Below are 19,123 nucleotides of genomic sequence, written 5' to 3'. Positions count from 1 at the left end.
AAAGGCTACTCGAGAAGCGCGTTAAAGAAAATGAGCGCTGACTCAGCTGTTCAGCTTCTGAGTATAGCCTAGAATCTGACATTATGACTGGGTCTTTAGTCATAATGTCAGATTTGTAGCTAGACGGAAGAAGTTAGCTGAGAAGCGCATTAAAGAAAAGTAAGTGCGCTATGATCTAAGTGCTAAAAAAAGCAACGACGAATTAAAAAAATTCGTCGTTGCTTTTTTGTGCCACTATTCCGTTGATTCATTGTTCTGCGTACCAGTTCGTGGCGGTTGATTGCGATTCGTCGTTTTAGTCAACACGTATTGTTCAATCAGACTAATAATCTGCTGATTTTGCGGTAAATCTGAATGTTGCGCATTATCACCGGTTACCGTAATTTCGGTATAACTCTTAGCCTGACCTTGATAAATATATTTACCGGCTTCCACACTGCGCGCGGGCACAATCCCATCATTTTCGTAATTTTCAGTCCCCGCAATTGAATACATCGCAAAGTTGGTTGGTATCTTTTCACGATTTTTAATAAAATCAGTCAACATTTGTGACTTGTGCGCTAATGACGTTTCACTAAAATTATACGGTGAGCCGATCGTCATCAGTTTCTTAACCGTAATATCATCGCGGTCAAAATAATTCTCTAAAAATGCCGTATAGATCAGCCCGCCGTTGGAATGGCCAATCGCTTTAAAATTATTAAACTGATATCGTTTGGCGAGTGCGTTAAAGGCGATTGAAAACCACTTCGCTTGTTTCTTAATATTGCTGTAACCATCTTTATTATTTTCAAACCCCACGACGATGAAGGGTTCATTATCACCCGAGCGGATTGAGCCTGAATAACTAATTTTATTATCGGTATGCACCGTCAATTTCAAAAGACTGTGCCGATTACCCCGTTTGGTATTGAGCTTGGTCACTAACTGATCAAACCGATTTTGAGTCGCACTACTGCCCGGAATAAAAATCACCGGGGACATCCGTGAATCATGTCGTTTGGCTAACGTGGTCACATTTTGATGCGTCCATTTCGCAGCTGGCCAAAGTAGCGCACCTACGCCGATTACCCCCGCTAATAAACAAATTAAACTCCATTTTTTAACCGTTTTTGACATCGTGGCCACCCCCTTGTTCATTTAACCGATTAGCGCATTGAACAAACGGCCGATAAATCAGCACGCCAATCACAATATTCAACAAGACGACTGCCAGTGCGCCCCAGTTGCCATTAGTACCGACAAACGCCTGCAATAAGCTAGGCGTCCCCAACGGCACGTTATACACAACTGCCGGTATTAAGTGGCACGCAATCGCCAGTGCCGCCACGCCCATGTTGACTAAGGGCACTAATAGAAACGGAATGAGATACAAACCATTCCCTAAAATCGGTAATCCGACTAACACCGTGCTATTAAAGTTAAATAAGACCGGCAATAAAGACCACCGGCTAATCAGATGTTGATTAGTTTGGCGGCTAAATAAGAAGATGGCAATGATCAATGCCAACGTGCCTCCGGTGCCCCCAATGGCGCCAAACGGTTCATAAAGCGTGCCTAGTGAGAACGGATAAGGCACATTCCAAATTGAATGGTGTGCCAAGGCATAATTCAAATTAGCATTGGTCGCAATCCCGTCTCGTCCGAACTGCGCTAATGTCGGCATGCTCGTTAAACCAAAGAACGTTAGAACACTTGCCAACAGAGTCACACCCAGCGTAAACGGCAAGGTCGCTTGGTTAGCATTCACCGATTGTAATTTTAAGATCACTTGATCCGGTAACACCGAAATCGCCAACCAATTCAACAATAAACTCAATAAGACAGCGATACTTAATACTAAAATAATCGCGCCAATTGAATCAAGCGTCCGACTCAAGGTCGCCTCCGCTAAAACCGGTGTTTGCCGTTGTTGATGGGCCAATTTTTTGAACGCGAAACCGACTAAATAACCGACTAATAGCCCCATAAACAGGCCACCCATACCCAACATGCCTTGAGTAAACGTCAATTCATTGTTGGCCGTGTAGCGGACCGCCAACATTAAATAGGCTAACAAGCCGGTCAGTCCCGCCAGTTGTTCATCTCGTGCATAATACTTGGCCGTATAGCGCGCCATACTGAATGCGGCCAGTGCAGCGATAATCCCCAACGTGAGTCCCGTTAAATGGTTAAAAATAATTGCCAAAAATTGGTGTTTGCCCAACCACGTTGACCAATTAAAAATGGTCGCTAAAAAACTATCGCGATTTAACACCGTTAATTGAATCACCTGACTTAAACTACCGACTAACACAAACGGAAATAATAACATTAAATTTTTTTGCAAAACTTGGTATAAACCGTGTTGCCGCAAACGCAATATCCAGTGAACTAACCAATCATTATTAACCATGTTTTCCCCAACTTCCTAACCCTCGATATACCTTGGCTTCATTCTAGCGGAAATCATCATATTTTGCACTGATTAATACCGTTCAAGACGATCACAATTGCACTTCAACAAAAAATAGCCAATTATCTTTAATACTAAGATAATTGGCTATTTTTCATAACGAATACTCAAAAGCCTGACCAACTCGAGTTAGCACTCATTTCCTTAACGTGTTTTTGAGTTGCAACAACTTCCGCTTAACCTAAAATCGCCAATTATCTTAAGTTCAAGATAACCGGCGATTTTCTGTTAATGCTCAGTTGCTAACCGCAACTCAACACACTCATTTCTTTAACGCGATCCTGCGCTAGCTTCTTCCGTCTAGCGACGCCTATCAAATCATGACCAAAAATCCGGTCATAATTTGATAGGCTAGGCTATACTCAGAAGCTGAACAGCTCAGTCGCGCTCATTTTTCTTTAACGTGCTTCTCGAACAGCCTTTTCCGGTTAACTACAGGTTTCAAATCATGGTTAAAACCGACCATAATTCGTATCCTTAGGTTAATCCTCAAAGCCTACCCGTTCGAATCAGCGCTTATTTTCTTTAACGCGCTTCTACACACAAGCTCTTCCGCTTAGCTACGTCTGGTGAACAAAGCCCACAACTCGGACTTCATTCACCAGACTAGGCTAATGCTCAGAACCTAACCGTGTGCAGTCAGCGCTTATTTTTCTTTAACGCGCTTCTCGAACAGCATTTTCCGGTTAACTACAGGATTCAAATCATGGTTAAAACCGACCATAATTCGTATCCTTAGGTTAATCCTCAAAGCCTACCCGTTCGAATCAGCGCTTATTTTTTTATAATCCGCACTTTAGTTGGATGCCGCAATTTGTGCAGGTGCTGCAGCCGCCTATTTCTTGGATGGTGCCTTTTTTACAGATTGGGCACGGGTTGCCGATTGCGAGTGGATCATTTTCGTCCACGACTGGCAATTCAGGTGCTGTCGTCGTTTGCTTATCCGCCTTTGCTTGATCGTCGTCTTTCAAAATTAGAACTTGTGAATCGCGACTGCCATCGACGTAGACTGTGCCCCCTTTAGCCCCACCGAAGTAGAGCGCCTTATAGATATCGGAGACTTGATCAACCCGGTAACCGCGTGGTGCGTTAACTGTTTTAGAAATCGAACTATCGACCCAGCGTTGAATCGTGCATTGCACGCTGACGTGCGCTTCTGGTGATAAGGACATCGCCGAGACAAAATAATCAGGTAAATGTTGCGCATCGGCTTCTGGATGTTGGGCTAAATAATCTTCAACAATCTGGGCGTTAACTTCGATAAACTTACCAAGCCGTCCACTTCTGAAATACGAAAATGAGAAGTACGGTTCAAGACCAGTTGAAACACCGACCATCGTGCCCGTTGACCCCGTTGGTGCGACGGTTAAGAGATGCGAATTTCGAATCCCATATTTTAAAATATCAGCTTTCAATGTTTCTGGCATTTGCCGCATATAACCGGTTTCGATAAAGCGTTGGCGTAATGCGCTTGTCTCGACTTCAGTCTTGCCGACTAAGAATGGGAAACTGCCTTTTTCTTTAGCCAATTCAACTGAAGTTTCGTAAGCTGTCACCGCAATTTTTTCGAAAACTTGATCAATTAATCGATTACCTTGGCTAGAACCGTACTTTTGACCGCAATCAATCAACAAATCTGCTAAGCCCATCACACCCAAACCAACCCGGCGTTCATGTTTGGCTTGAATTTCATTTTTATCGAAGAAATACGGCGTCGCATCAATCACGTTATCTTGGAACCGCACACTATTCTTCACGGTTTGCGCTAATTTCTCGAAATCGACGGTTTGCGTTTGCTTGTTCACCATGTTGGCCAAATTGATTGACGCTAAATTACAGACCGAATAGGGTGTTAGCGGCTGTTCGCCACACGGATTAGTCGCAACCACCTTTTGACCGTAAGCCGTCGCATTGGTCATCGCATTGGCATTATCGATGAAGAAAATCCCGGGTTCTGCTGAATAGGTCGCACAAGTCGTGATCAAATCCCACAATTGACGGGCTTTAATGGTTTGATAAACATGCACCGCGTGGCCTTGAGCCACCCATTCGCGCACATCGCCACAGTCTTGCCATTGCGTATCATAAACCTGCATTTCGGCTTGATCGTAATGGGCCACATCAGGGAAGCGTAATTGATAGTCGCCATCGCTAATCACCGCGTCCATGAATTCTTTAGTGATGCAGACCGAAATATTAGCGCCAGATAAAAAGTCCTTATCGCGCACGTCGTAAGTCCCATTTAAGGTTAACTTTTGTTGGAGTCGTTGGATTTGTTCCGCCGGTAAATCAGTTTTCTTAGCCAATAGAAATTCAGTGTATTCTTTTTCAGCTGGATCAAGTGGCGTGAAAACTAATTTTTCATCAATCAATTCTTTGATGATTGGATTCGTGTTTTCCGCTTGAATTTTACGTAAAACATCTGGATTTTGCATCTTTGATAAAATAAATTCAAAAATATCGGGATGCCAATCCGCCATCATAATCATTTGCGCACCACGCCGACTGCCACCTTGTTGGACTAGTTGCGTTAAATTGGCTAAATCATTTAACCACGATACGGCGCCGGATGATTTACCGTTGACGCCCCGGACAATCGTATCCTTCGGCCGCAATGTTGAACCGTTCGTCCCGACTCCGCCACCACGACTCATAATTTCCATGACTTCTTGTCGGTGTTTGGCTAAGCCTTCGCGTGAATCCGCGATAAATGGCATCACATAACAATTAAAATAAGTCGCTTGCGACTGTGTGCCAGAACCGTATAACACTCGACCAGCCGGGATTAAATCTTGATTTAACAATAATTTGTAGAACGTTTGTTGCATCTGCTCTTGGTGTTTTGTTTCTTGGCGCGCCATTTCGGTTGAAACCCGTTTGGCAATTTGTTCGTAGAATAATTCTAACGGTTTTTCAACCGCTAACCGGTCGCGCATCACTAGGCCAGTCGTAGCTTCTTGAGTATTCGTTAAACTGCTCCGATAATCTGGTGTGACCTCAATCGTCAATTGATCACCTTCGATGGCGGTCACAAACCCCAACCCTTTAGTTGGATAAGTCGGATCCGGATTCGTGGTCAGCACCACTAAATCACCAACCGTGATTGTTTCGCCACTAATATCTTTATAAGCATAGCGATCGAGCATAATCATCCGCGAAATCCCGTCGAACGTCATCTGCATGTCAGGCGTAATCGGAAAGATCACTGGAAATTGTTGAATATCTTGGTTCAATTTATCAATATTAACTGTTGCTTCAATTGTCATCGTTAGTAGCCTCCAAATAAAAAAGACACAACATATTGTGTCTTTAATAAATTCTACTACCCTATACAGATATTTTCAACCAATTATCGCATAATTTTAGCGTTGACATTTCTCTTCAAAAATAAGACTACCACAAATCTTAACTGAGAAGCACAATCAGTTGGCGACAATTTAACCTACCGAAACTGATTGTGTGCTAACGTTATATTTATTTGACGGATTGGACGGATTGCCGCGATTTTTTGAGAAAATAAAAAAGCGCAAGTAGCGCGCTTTAGTCCTCAATCAATCCTATTGGGCTGACCAGTTATAACTTCTTTAAAATCGCAATAACATTAGCATAGTCGTCTTCGCTAAAAGAAATATGAAATATTTGTTCTGTTGGTGCCATAATATCAACAAGATCATTATAGAGTCTCTTATGTTTATTCAGAATTGCCGTCAAATGAATATTATTAGGAATCAAATCGTGGTTTCTTATTCTTTGAATATTACACGCAATATGAATAAATAACCCTAATTCCTGATCTTGAGACAGTCCACCAGTTAATTGTTTAATCTTTTTTACCGCCGGTGGCAAGACGGCCTTAAGAGCTTCAATATCCAGCCCTATCAATTGTTCTGATAAATAATCATAAATTAACGCATAATCAACAACATCTGGTGCCTCGATTTCTTCAGTAGCAATCAATAAACTTAGTTTGTCCTTTGGCGTTTCAAATAATTTGGAAATTGAAATATAAGGAATCCCGTGCAACTCAGGGTTATAGGTCCCGATGACATAGAGAATATCGTGCGCCTTTTTTAAATGATTCACCTTACTAATTAAATTGGTACGATCACTCGTTGCGAGCGGTACAACACTAATATCGTTCATTTTGATATTCTCTTCTAAATAATTTTTAATTTGCAAGGCCCCACCATGACCACTCATACATAATGTAATAATCACTTTGGTATTTTGCGATTTATGATAATCAGAACGCAATAAATCATAACTGCCTTGATAACTATCTAACACATCCGAATATAATTCATCTAAAGTTGAAACACTGGTAGCTTTATGTGCCACATCAAGTACAATCAACGCGCCTGGAATTTGTACAGTCTTAATTCTAATGCCCGTTTCAAGCGCAATTGACTCGGCTAACTTCTTAAGCGATCCCATATCGTAAAGCATGAGAATGCCTTGGCCCTGATCAATTTCCCTAACTAACATTTTTAATTCTTCAAAAGCGCTATGCATATCTTTGTCCAAGGCCAGGTCATAGGAAAACGTATTTTTAACATCCACTAATGTATTCACCATATTAACAGTAGCTGTAGCCGTGCCTTCCCCATGCGTTGCCACTAAAACGACCGGCTTTTGAGTATCATTCGACTGTGAATATTCTTCCGAAATAAACATTGCTATAAATAAAGCCTCATCACTTGACAGGCTTACATCCATCTCGTGATTAATAACGGTAACTAGGTCTTCGCTAAGACCGTATTCAATACTCGCCCGATCAATAAAGCCTTCCACGTTGTTATCTACAAACGGATACGGTTTGTGTTTATTTTTAAGACTGGTAGCAATATGCAGACACAAACCATAATACACCGATGTTGGGAAGACACGGCCCAATTTTTCTGACGCACCAATTAGAAAAGCATTGACGCTTTTTACAATCCGCGCATCCACCACTTTACTAATTGATTCGATATTGACTGGACTGTCCGCTAAACTTTGGTTAACCGCCTGTAAATCTTTTTTTAGATCCGCGTTTAGAATCGCATTAATGGCTTCGTTAGAAACACCTTGCATTCGGAGTAATCTAATTTTTTCTTCCAATCGACCGTAGATGGAGAATTCTTCACCATTAGGGGTACTTGTTGTCCGCGTTTTTGTCATATTTTCTTCTGTAAAGGTATAAGAATAGTCGTGTGGAATCAACTTTTCAACTTCATCACGCCGTTCTTTATAAAATAAAAAGCCTTTGCGAATATAGGCCGGAAAATCATTTAAATAAACGTATAAATCCGGTGTATCTCCTTCAAATTCTCTAACAAATGCATTCGCACAACCTAGCTTAATATCCGTCTTCAGTTGTTTAATATTATTATCACACTTATATAATAAAAGGCAGCGTAAAACTTCTGCATTTAATTTAATCGTCTTTTTCACTTTTGTGGCTTCATTTTTCAAAAAGCGTTGAATGACAGCTAAACGATCTTCCAAAGCCCATTTCGCTAATGATGCTAGATTAATTCTAATCGCAAAACGCGACGCTATCATTTCTAATTGGCTCTTCCCAATTGAATCATTAGTTGCACAAATCACGATAATATCAGATAGTTTCTCTGATTCATTTGACAGCATCTCATAAAATCGATCTTTAGATTTCGAGGGCAGATGATCAATATGGTCGATAAATAGAACCCCGTTTTTCGCTTGGGTCACCGCACTTTCACTATTCGTATTTTCGCCAAATAGACGTTCATCCAGTTCATCTTTATTATCATAATTTCGACAATTAACTTTAATATAGGGGGCATCCTGTTTAATAACGTCATTTTCGATTGCAAAATCATACATCAGTGCTGAAAAATAACTTTTACCCGACCCATTAGCCCCAACAATCAAAGACGGCAGACTATGTTGGGGGTATAAAATAGCTGCTTTAGCCAGATTAACTTCATTTTTAAGGCTTACGGCATGTCCCACAAGTTGATTAAAACATGACATTTCTTTACTGCTACGTTTCGTATAATCATAATACACATATTTAACGGGGCGCGTTTTCGTTTTTGAAATGCGTTTATCTTTAACCAACGCATTTAAAATGCTGCTGACATTTGTGCGTTGCATCGCTAACGCATTGGCAATATCTTCTGTTGTATATTCTTTAGCAACCGTTTCACCATTACTAAGCGCTTGTGATTGGATATAATCAAACACTTTCTTTTTATTTGACATAGATTAACCCCCTCCTTTTATTGTAACGCAAAACAAAGTAAGGCCATGGCCTTACTTTGTTTCATGTCATTTTCTCTCAATCAGAATAATCCACTGTTCCGATCCACTAAAGTTCCCGACCGTTTGATTTAATCACTTTTTGATACCAATAGAATGAATCTTTTCGATAACGTTTCATCGGCGAATTCTTGGCAATCTCATCATCTTCATCTCGGTCAACGTAGATGAGACCATAACGCTTCGAAATCCCCTCCCGCGTTGATACAAGATCTAAGGCACTCCATGGACAATAACCGATTAACATTGACCCTTCAGAAAGACCAATCTCTATTTGGCGAATTGTTTCTCTGAGATGTTCAATTCGATAATCATCGTGAATCGAACCGTCAGCCTCAAGTTTGTCGGGTCTGCCATAGCCATTTTCAGTAATAATTTGAGGTAAATGATAACGATCGGTTAAGCGTCGTGAAGTGACCCGGATACAATATGGATCAAACATATGTCCATCCGTAACAGCTTTCATCAAAAGTGGATTATCGACTGATTTTCCAATCCCGGGTTTTTCCGCCAATTTCATGAGATAACTTGTATTCCGATTATCGGCCTTTAACAAATCCGAAAGATCCTGTTTATAATAGTCCAGCGCTTCAACTGTATCGTTTGCGTAGCAATTAAAACCTATAAAATCGGGGTGACACGTTGCCATGCATGCCATATCACCATCTTCAATTTCCAAGACAATGTCATTGAGTTTGAAGTAATTATCAACACTCTTAGGGTACGTTCCTAAAATGAGCGGATCCAGATAAAAGTTATTCCGCAAATCATCATGGTTCATCGCCGCAATATGGTCCTTAGGATCCGATGTCGCTGCATACGTACTTGTGATGTTGGGTGCAGGTCCAATTAATGCCTCTGGACACATTTCATGACAGAGATGAATGACTTGCGCTTGAGCGACGATTTGATCATGCGCTTCATTGTATAACTTGTTAATATCTTTAAAGCCTCCACCAATCATATCAATCGCGCCATAGAAGATTAACATATTTTGTTCATTAAACGTCAACCAATATTTGACATCATCTTTAAATTCGGTGAATAAAACTCGGGCATAATCCACATAAGCTTGGCCCATATTTCGGTTTGTCCAATCACCGTATTTTTGTTGAAGTGCCAATGGTAAATCAAAATGGAAAATCGTTACTAAGGGTTCAATACCGTATTTATGGCATTCTGCAAAAACACGCTTATAAAAATCAATCCCCTCTTGGTTAATTTCACCTTCACCACTTGGCAAAATTCGGCTCCAAGAAATCGACATCCGAAACATCTTAAAGCCCATCTCGGCCATTAATGCAATATCCTCTTTATAGTGACCGTAGAAATCAGAAGCGTAGTGAAACGAACTCGTTCCCTCGTTTATTTTTTTAATATCCCAAATCGATAAACCACGACCGCCTTGATCAAAGCCCCCTTCAACTTGTGGGCTTGAAGAACTTGCGCCCCATAAAAATTTATTTGGAAATCCCATATTATTACGCTCCCTTTAAACACCCTATTGATGTCTTATTTTTTGTCTAATTTTGCTTTTTCTTGCTCGATAAGTTGTCTTTCATAAACTTTAAAGAATGGATAGTAAATCAACCAAGTGATTGGAATCATCAAGAATGGAAACAGTGCATTCCGCCAATCCATCGTTGACAAGAAGCCCCCCATCCCTATTGGCATTACTGAAAGGATTAATACCGATGGATAAGTGAGAAAATGGAATGCATAGCCCGCCCAAAGGAAGAACATCACAACTACGGGTGCTAATAAGAATGGAATTAGCAAAATCGGGTTATACATTAATGGAAATCCAAAGATCACGGGTTCATTAATATTGAATAATGATGGGACTAAAGATGCTCTGGAAATCGATTTAATTTGTTCTGATTTACTCCGCAATCCCATTAACACGAGTGAAAGTGTATTCCCATTGCCCCCGATAATCCCGTTTGCACCATACAAGAATATGGCACTAAATACAAGCGGTGACCCTTTTGCAGCTAATTCTGCATTGTTCATAAAAGCGGTCATATAGGGTACCATAATCACTGAAAAAACAATGCTCGTCCCATGAATCCCAAAGAACCAGAAAAATTGGCCTAAAAGTAGAATCAAAATCATTCCAAATGGTGACACTAAATAGCTAATCGGATAGGCCAGTATGGCCATGATGAGGGTTGCCAGTGTCATCGCACCATGTGTCAGCGTTGAAATCAGGATAGATAGTCCGTACCAGAAAATAATATTGATTCCCGCCGGAATAATTGAATTAAAGCTGGCGATGACCCCTTCCGGAACAACATCCGGCATTTTAATGACAAAATTATGATCAATTGCAAATTTCGAGATTCTGACCGAAAGCAGGCCAATGATCATCGCAATAAACATACCTTCTGTGCCCATGCTTGATAACTTAAGTACATCAAACGTTTCTTTACCCACGGTAACCGATTGAACGGGCGACACAACCAAAATGAAACAAACGATGGCCGTAAAACCGCTCTGAACTGGTGCACCCGATTTGAGTCTCTTAGAATAATTATAAGCCAATGCGTAACTCATAAAAACGCCTAAGATGCCCATCGTCAATTTATAAGGCATATAGAGCATGTCATAAATCGCGTCACCTTGTTGCCAACCAAACACTAGGCTCCCTAGCGCAATAATAATCTGAATGACTGCGCCTAACATAATCAGCCCCATACTGGCTGTCATCCCCGTTGATATTGTGCTAAATGTGGGATTTTGAGACAGTTTTTCACTAAACGATCTCAACTTATTCATAAAACCACTATTTGCGAAACTTTCTAATTTCGATCCCATTAGCGTCCACCCTCATCTCCAATAAGTGATTTAGCTAAATTAACAATGTTTTCCGCGTTTCCAATTGCATAATCCATTGCGGGAATCCCTTTGACTGGAATTCGAACATTTGCTTGAATATCATCGACAGCGTAGGAAATCTGTGGGCCCGTTAAAATCACATCATACTGATCCCATATTTCTTCATAACTATCTTGACCCTTAGCATCAATCGTCAGTATCTCATCATTTTCAGCTGCCCATTTACGCACTTTTTTCATCAAAACACTTGTTGAAAGACCCCCAACACAAACTAATAATATTTTCATAATGTTACTGACTCCTCTCTGTCTTGTTTATTTTTATGTAACTCAATTAATTCTTCAATCAATTCCAAAGCTAGCATACTTGTCATTAAATGATCTTGTGAATGCACAAGAAGCACATTGACAGGTACTTGTTCACCATTCGCTTCAGCAACCAACAAATCTGTTTGTGCTTGATGCGCCTTAACGGCAGTTTGATGTGCTTTTTTCATCAATTCATCAGCTTGATTAAATTCACCTTTTCTAGCTGATTTCAACGCAAGAAACGCTGTCGTGCGAGCATCCCCTGAAAATGCAATGATTGTCATTGCCACTGATTCGATATCATTATCCATTTCATCACCCCACATATTTTTGGTATATCCAGAATATAACCGCTTTCATTAATAGCGTCAACTACCCTAAATTCCAGAATAAAATCTAAATTATACACTATACTACCGGATTATACACAAGTGCTCGATTCCCACATTTTAAGGCCTCTGAAACCATATTATTAATCATTTTCTACCATACACTTCTTAAAATGGCTAGCTTTCAACATTAAATCTCATACAGATTAATTATTCAAAAAAATTATAAATAATCAATATTTTATAAATAGCCAGCCGTATACTTCGTCAATTTTGGCCACAAAAAGGCAGTGACTAAAAATAGTCGCTGCCTTTTTCTGGTCTATTATACTAATGATTATTGACGGACTAATTTAGTCACTGATTCGACGTGTAAGGTTTGTGGGAACATGTCGACTGGTTGCGTCCATTCAGCATGGTAGCCTTGCGCTGTTAATAGCTCTAAATCGCGTGCTAAGGTTGCTGGGTTACAGCTGACGTAAACCATCTTAGCGGGTTTTAATTCGCCGACAGCGTCGATAAAGCTACTTTCCAAGCCTTTACGTGGTGGATCAACAATTAAAGCATCGACTTTTAGGTCGTCTGCTTGCCATTGGGCCATGACTTCTTCAGCTTTACCTAATGTAAATTCAACGTTGTCAATCTCGTTGATTTTAGCATTGTGACGGGCATCTAAGACGGCTGATTCAACGACTTCGACACCGTAAACTTTTTTAGCATGCTTGGCAACGGCTAATGAAATCGTCCCGATTCCTGAATAAGCATCAATCACGGTTTCGTTACCCGTTAATTCAGCGGCTTCAATGGCCTTTTGATAAAGGACTTCTGTTTGAAGTGGATTAACTTGGTAGAATGATTGCGTTGAAATTTCAAATTTCAATCCCATTAATTCATCACGAATAAAGTCGCGACCAGCGATTAATTTCGTTTCATCCCCAAAAATAACGTTCGTTTGAGCGGCATTGACGTTTTGCATGATACTAACGACTTCGGGTAATGCTTTTTTGATTTCAATCGCAATTTCACGAGCGGCTGGCAATCGTTTGCTCCGGGTAATGAAGACAATCATCATTTCGTGGCTGTAATAACCGCGACGAACCATGATGGTTTTCAAAACACCCTTATGTGTATCCTCATTGTAAGGATCGATGTAGAAACGACGTAAGATATCACAAACGACTTTAATCGCTTCATCAATCTTAGGGTCTTGAATGTAGAAATCTTCCATTGGCATCACTTGGTGACTGTGTTTCCGATAAAAACCGGTCATCAATTGACCATCGATAAAACGAACAGGGACTTGCGCTTTATTCCGGTAGCCAGTTGGATTTTCCATCCCTAAAACAGGTTCAACTGGGATTTCTAAATGGGCTTTTTGGAAGACGTTCAAAACTTGATTCCGTTTGAAGTCTAATTGGGCTGGGTAAGCCAAATGTTGTAATGGCGCAATCCCAGTTTGTGAGTAAACATTAGCTTTAGATTCAACGCGGTCGGGACTCTTCTTCAATAACTTGACTAAGCGGGCAAAACCGTATTGTTTATTGACCTTTATGACTTCGATTTCAGCTTGTTCATCGGGTAAAACGCCTTCGATAAACAAAGGGTAGTTGTCAATTTTGGCAACGCCCATTCCTTCGTACGTTAAATCCATAATATCAACGGTTAATGTTTCATTTTTACGAACAGGTGCATTAATTTTCATAGTAACCTCTTTTTGTATTGTGTAAAAAATCTGGTATAAGCCTTTTGCATATACCAGATTTTTCTGCGATTGTTAATTATCTAGTTTAACCTATTTTGCCATCGCCGTCGATATCTTCTTTCGAAATTTCTTCGACTTCCTTGACGAATTGGTTCTCAGCTAGTAATTCTTCAGGCGTTTCCGTGGTAATTGCGTGATCCGGAATCGCTTCTTTATTGACGTACATTTCAATGTGTTGTTGTAAGTTGGTGAACGTCATTGGCGCATCGCCACCATATTCGCCATCCAAATTAATCATCATCTGATCACTTTCAATCGGACGTGCGACTAATTTCGAAGTCTTGGTATAAATGACCCGTGGATCGTTGACGTGTTTCCCACCTTTGACAACTAACGCCATCAAGTGCAGTAGTTCAGCCATATTCGCCGTCTTAACGACGATTAATGAGAAGTTGCCATCATCTAATTGCGCGTCAGGGGCAATCTGTTCAAAACCACCAACCGAATTCGTTAAACCGAGTAGGAATAATGAGGCTTCCCCATCGTAAACCCCTTCGTCGTATTCTAAATGCATTTTAATCGGTTTAATTTGGGGTAACATTTCAGCACCCTTAACGATATACGCTAAATAACCAAAAATAGATTTAAAATCAGATGGGACTTCATAGGTCAGTTCAGTTAAGAACCCACCACCGGCAATGTTCATAAAATATTTGTCATTGGCTTGCCCGATGTCCATCTTTAACGTTTCGTTTTTAAGAATGACTTTAGCCGCATCGACCGGGTTATCCCGCGGAATCTTAAGCGCCCGCGCGTAATCGTTAGTCGTCCCCGCTGGAATCACCGCCATCATGGGACGTTGGTCCAAGCCGGCAATCCCGTTGACGACTTCATTAATCGTACCATCACCACCAGCCGCGACGACCAACGCGAAACCGTCTTTAGCGGCCCGTGTTGCTTCGTGTTTAGCTGATTCTGGTTCTGCAGTTGTTTGATACGCACTCGCTTCATAACCCGCTTGTTCTAGAATAGCTAGAATGTCAGCCACACTTCGTTTCATGACTTCATGGCCAGAAGTTGGGTTATAGATCAATCGTGCCCGTTTTTGCATATGAATCTCCTATCAATCGTTAAATTATCGTTTATTTAATGCTGCCATCAATAATTCATTGACCACTTTCGGATTTGCTTGACCACGGGTTTCTTTCATAATCTTACCGACTAAGAAACCAACGGCCCGGTCTTTCCCGTTTTTGAAATCATCAATTGATTGTTGATTGTCATCTAAAATATCCGTGATGATTGGGTTTAATTGCGCAGGATCTGATAATTGCACCATGCCCTTTTCTTCCACCCAAGCTTTTGGATCAGTATCATTTTGGATGATTTCTTGGAAAACTTTTTTAGCAATCTTCGAAGAAATCACACCATCTTTAATTAAGTTAATCATTTCAGCCAAATGCGCTGGTGTTAAGGCTGTTTCTTGTAAATCAATTTGTTTATCGTTTAAATAGGCATTCACTTCACCCATCAACCAGTTAGAAACTTGTTTAGGCGCAGCGCCATCATTAACCGCCGCTTCGAAGAAATCTGACATTTCTTTGGTGTTGGTTAAGATACCAGCATCGTATTCTGGTAAATCTAATTCGTCAACGTAGCGGGCACGCCGTTTAGCAGGCATTTCAGGTAAATGATCAGTCACTTCTTGTAACCAGTCATCGCTAATGTGCATTGGTGGTAAATCAGGTTCTGGGAAGTACCGATAATCATCGGCCCCTTCTTTAACCCGCATCAAGAATGTTTCGCCTGATTTTTCATCAAAACGACGCGTTTCAGGCCGGATTGTTTCGCCGGCAATCAAAAGCGCTGCTTGCCGTTTGATTTCATAAGCTAACCCCAAACGAACGTGGTTAAAGGAGTTCAAGTTTTTCAATTCAGACTTAACACCGTACTTCGTCGCACCGATTGGGCGAATCGAAATGTTGGTATCAACCCGCATCGAACCTTCTTCCATCTTAACATCAGAAGCGCCCGTAAATTGGACGATTTGACGTAAGGTTTCAAGATAAGCATAAGCTTCTTCGGGCGTTGTCATATCAGGTTTTGAGACGATTTCAATTAAAGCCGTCCCCTGACGGTTTAAATCGACGTATGAATAGCCATCGGTGCCATGGGTGTTTTTACCGGCATCTTCTTCAATATGCAGTTCAGCAATCCCAATTTGCTTTTGTTGGCCATCAACGTCAATTTCGATATAGCCATCTTGACCCAATGGTTGTTCATATTGCGTCACTTGGTAAGCTTTCGGATTATCAGGGTAGAAATAATTCTTACGATCAAAATGCGTATCACGGGCAATGTTGGCGTGCAGTGCAGTTGCGACCATCATCCCTAATGTATAAGCGCCTTTGTTAATCGTTGGTAACGTCCCGGGATAACCCCAGTCGATCACGTTGGTATTCGTATTGGCTTCAGCACCGTAATTGACGGGTGAAGGACTGTACATCTTAGAGTTAGTCTTTAATTCGATATGGACTTCTAAACCAATGGTTGTTTCAAAATTCATTAGGCTTGGCCTCCTTTAAAACTAGGAACTTGTTGATGAAAATCAGTGGCTTGTTCAAAGGCATAACCAGCACGATAAACAGTTTCTTCATCAAAGGCTTTCCCAATAATTTGTAAACCAACTGGCATCCCATCGGCAAAACCAGCGGGCACTGACATCGCTGGTAACCCAGCCATATTCGCTGGAATCGTTAAAATATCATTCATATACATTGTGACTGGATCAGTGACTTTATCGCCTAATTCAAAGGCCGTTGTTGGTGCTGTAGGACCGACGACTAAATCGTAATCCGCAAAAACTTGTTCAAAATCGCGAATAATTAAAGTCCGCATTTGACCCGCTTTCTTGAAATAAGCATCATAGAAACCTGATGACAAAGCGAACGTCCCGAGCATAATCCGTCGTTTAACTTCATCGCCAAAGCCTTCAGAACGTGATTTCACGTAAACTTCTTCTAAGGTCTTGGCTTCTGGTGAACGATAACCATAACGAATACCATCGTAACGTGACAAGTTTGAAGAAGCTTCACTCGAAGCGATAATGTAATAAGTTTGGACCGCATATTGTGAATGTGGCAAACTGACTTCATCGACGGTTGCGCCCAACGACTTGAAGGTTTCAATCGCCGCTTCAATCTGCGCTTTAACGCCGGGTTGGACCCCTTCAGCCATGTATTCTTTGGCAACGGCAATCTTCATGCCTTTAATATCACCATTTAAAGCAGCCCGGTAATTCGGAACTGGCAGGTTGGCACTGGTACTATCTTTTTCATCATGCCCACTAATCGCTTCCAAAACAGTAGCGTTATCCGCCACGTTGCGACTGAAAACGCCGACTTGGTCTAAACTTGAAGCAAAGGCAATCGCGCCCCAACGTGAAACACGACCATATGTTGGTTTGATTCCCACAATCCCGTTAAAAGCAGCGGGTTGGCGAATTGAACCACCGGTATCCGTACCTAATGCTGCAACGACTTCACCAGAAGCAACGGCTGCCGCTGAACCACCTGAAGAACCACCAGGGACTTTCGTTAAGTCCCAAGGATTCTTCGTCTTTTTAAAGGCAGATGTTTCAGTTGATGAACCCATTGCGAATTCATCTAAATTGGTTTTACCAATCATGATGGCTTCTTTGGCTTTTAATTTTTCAACCACGGTTGCGTCAAAAACCGGTTTGAAGTTCGCTAACATTTTACTAGCAGCCGTTGTAATAACACCGTCCGTCAATAAGTTATCTTTAATCCCAATTGGCATGCCGGCTAATAAATTAGCGGCATCAATTGGTTGTTCATCAATTTTGGCAGCAGCGGCTTGTGCGCCTTCTTCATCAACCCGTAAAAAGGCATCGACTTGTTGGTCAGTCGTTTCAATTTGAGCGACTGTTTCAGTGACTAATTGACTGGCGGTTAATTCACCAGCTATTAGTTTAGCGTGTAAGCTCTCTAAATCTTCGTATAAATAATTCAAGATTAAGCTTCCTCCTTGTCCATGATTGCGGGTACTTTTAATAAACCGTTTGCTGAATCTGGTGCATTTTGCATCAAGACGTCACGACTTGGACCTGTTTGTGCAATATCGTCACGCATGACATTTTGTAAACCATTGACGTGAGTCGTCACGGGGACACCCGTTGTATCAACTGCGTTTAATTCATCAGTCATCTTCATAATATCGGCTAATTGATCCGTGAATTGAGCCAATTCAGCATCGCTAAAGGCTAATTTAGAAAGTTCAGCGACATGCTGGACTTGTTTTTTATCAATCATGTGTAAACCCCTTTTCTAATTCAGTCACTACTTATCCATTTTGTTTAATTCTACCATATATTGCCGGCGATTAAAGCGACTCATCTCGTAATTTTAGTGTTTTTATGATTTCTTATTTTTTCTAGTTCGTTATGAAAACGCTTATTTTCAATTGTTATTTACATTTCAAAATACTTAACCTTCAAAAATTAATTGGCCTTCAACATTTTTATAATGTCTATCAATTGATTATTATTAGTTTAAAATTATATAATTAATTATGAAATCGTTATCATTAATATCAGAAGGGAGTTATTACCCATGTTTAAGCTAGCGCTATTACTATTCATGTTCGGTTTATTAAGCACTCGATCCATCGTCCGCGCACAAACCGCCACTTCAACGGTTGGTCTCACAATCACAGCAGTCCCGTTAGACCCCGCCGTTCAAGAACAACGACGTCAACAACAGGCTAAGCATCACGCGGCCTGGTTGGCGCTCGATTTGCATTCGGACACGCCGGTTGAAGTGGTTGAAACGATTAATGATCGAACAACTCACTATTGGGAATATCCGGATGGCATGATTAGCGATACGCCACCGACTAGTTCCCAACCGATGCCCGCCAACCACAAAATTGGCGCAACTCACGAAAGTTATCAACAAATTGTTAGTCGTTTAGCACCGGTCGTCGAAGACGCACTGACTCTTAATCAATTTTTAAATTCATAATATTCAAATCTAAAAAGCAGATTATCCTCAATTTTAATATTAAGCGAACATTCCTCTCAGACGCGCGTCAGAACTCATCAATTTCCGTTCAAATTCAAAAAAGTGGTTATCCTTAGTTCGGGATAACCACTTTTTCAACTTGATACTCAATTGATAACGTGCTTCTC

Annotated in this window: 14 protein-coding genes; 1 reads left to right on the top strand and 13 read right to left on the bottom strand. The window is 41.0% G+C overall.

The genetic code is table 11. The features are described from left to right. Positions 1-234: 234 nt before the first annotated feature. The 13 genes from ACVPPQ_RS07085 to gatC all read right to left on the bottom strand — a co-directional run bounded on the left by ACVPPQ_RS07085 (position 235) and on the right by gatC (position 18,245). Positions 235-1,119, bottom strand: a complete 885-nt coding sequence (locus ACVPPQ_RS07085) for an alpha/beta hydrolase (RefSeq protein ID WP_463493611.1) — start codon at positions 1,117-1,119, stop codon at positions 235-237. Then, entirely contained in the window at positions 1,103-2,395 is a 1,293-nt protein-coding gene (locus ACVPPQ_RS07080) for a PTS transporter subunit EIIC (RefSeq protein WP_463493610.1), read from the bottom strand. Before ACVPPQ_RS07080 ends, ACVPPQ_RS07085 begins: the two co-directional genes overlap by 17 nt. A gap of 842 nt (positions 2,396-3,237) precedes the next feature. Continuing rightward, a complete protein-coding gene (locus ACVPPQ_RS07075; protein ID WP_463493608.1) occupies positions 3,238-5,721 on the bottom strand; it encodes a vitamin B12-dependent ribonucleotide reductase in 2,484 nt (827 codons plus the stop codon). Between the two features lie 307 nt (positions 5,722-6,028). Beyond that, positions 6,029-8,680, bottom strand: coding sequence for a PRD domain-containing protein (locus ACVPPQ_RS07070; protein WP_463493606.1), 2,652 nt, complete (start codon positions 8,678-8,680; stop codon positions 6,029-6,031). 106 nt (positions 8,681-8,786) lie between these two features. Then, complete coding sequence (locus ACVPPQ_RS07065; protein WP_463493605.1) at positions 8,787-10,214, bottom strand: glycoside hydrolase family 1 protein; 1,428 nt, start codon at positions 10,212-10,214, stop codon at positions 8,787-8,789. A 35-nt stretch (positions 10,215-10,249) separates the two neighbouring features. Continuing rightward, a complete protein-coding gene (locus ACVPPQ_RS07060) occupies positions 10,250-11,446 on the bottom strand; it encodes a PTS sugar transporter subunit IIC (RefSeq protein WP_463493603.1) in 1,197 nt (398 codons plus the stop codon). 107 nt (positions 11,447-11,553) lie between these two features. Next, positions 11,554-11,862 (bottom strand): PTS sugar transporter subunit IIB, encoded by a 309-nt coding sequence (locus ACVPPQ_RS07055; RefSeq protein ID WP_463493601.1) that lies wholly within the window; start codon positions 11,860-11,862, stop codon positions 11,554-11,556. Then, a complete protein-coding gene (locus ACVPPQ_RS07050) occupies positions 11,859-12,194 on the bottom strand; it encodes a PTS lactose/cellobiose transporter subunit IIA (RefSeq protein WP_463493599.1) in 336 nt (111 codons plus the stop codon). The genes ACVPPQ_RS07055 and ACVPPQ_RS07050 overlap by 4 nt, the downstream gene beginning before the upstream one ends. Before the next feature lie 355 nt (positions 12,195-12,549). Beyond that, positions 12,550-13,914 (bottom strand): 23S rRNA (uracil(1939)-C(5))-methyltransferase RlmD, encoded by a 1,365-nt coding sequence (rlmD, locus tag ACVPPQ_RS07045; RefSeq protein WP_463493598.1) that lies wholly within the window; start codon positions 13,912-13,914, stop codon positions 12,550-12,552. An 85-nt stretch (positions 13,915-13,999) separates the two neighbouring features. Beyond that, entirely contained in the window at positions 14,000-15,025 is a 1,026-nt protein-coding gene (locus tag ACVPPQ_RS07040) for a diacylglycerol kinase (protein WP_463493596.1), read from the bottom strand. 24 nt (positions 15,026-15,049) lie between these two features. After that, positions 15,050-16,480, bottom strand: a complete 1,431-nt coding sequence (gene gatB / locus ACVPPQ_RS07035) for an Asp-tRNA(Asn)/Glu-tRNA(Gln) amidotransferase subunit GatB (protein ID WP_463493594.1) — start codon at positions 16,478-16,480, stop codon at positions 15,050-15,052. Beyond that, positions 16,480-17,946: an Asp-tRNA(Asn)/Glu-tRNA(Gln) amidotransferase subunit GatA gene (gene gatA / locus ACVPPQ_RS07030; RefSeq protein WP_463493592.1), complete on the bottom strand. Its 1,467-nt coding sequence runs from the start codon at positions 17,944-17,946 to the stop codon at positions 16,480-16,482. Before gatA ends, gatB begins: the two co-directional genes overlap by 1 nt. A gap of 2 nt (positions 17,947-17,948) precedes the next feature. Next, positions 17,949-18,245: an Asp-tRNA(Asn)/Glu-tRNA(Gln) amidotransferase subunit GatC gene (gatC, locus tag ACVPPQ_RS07025; RefSeq protein WP_025083240.1), complete on the bottom strand. Its 297-nt coding sequence runs from the start codon at positions 18,243-18,245 to the stop codon at positions 17,949-17,951. Positions 18,246-18,545: 300 nt separating this feature from the next. Between gatC and ACVPPQ_RS07020 the strand changes: the two genes are divergently transcribed. Next, on the top strand, positions 18,546-18,956 hold the full coding sequence (locus ACVPPQ_RS07020) for a hypothetical protein (protein WP_463493590.1): 411 nt from the start codon (positions 18,546-18,548) through the stop codon (positions 18,954-18,956). Positions 18,957-19,123 lie beyond the last annotated feature (167 nt).

The organism is Latilactobacillus parafuchuensis (genome assembly GCF_055271665.1).
Note: the sequence above shows the minus strand (reverse complement) of the source record. Positions and strands in the feature narration are given on the sequence as shown.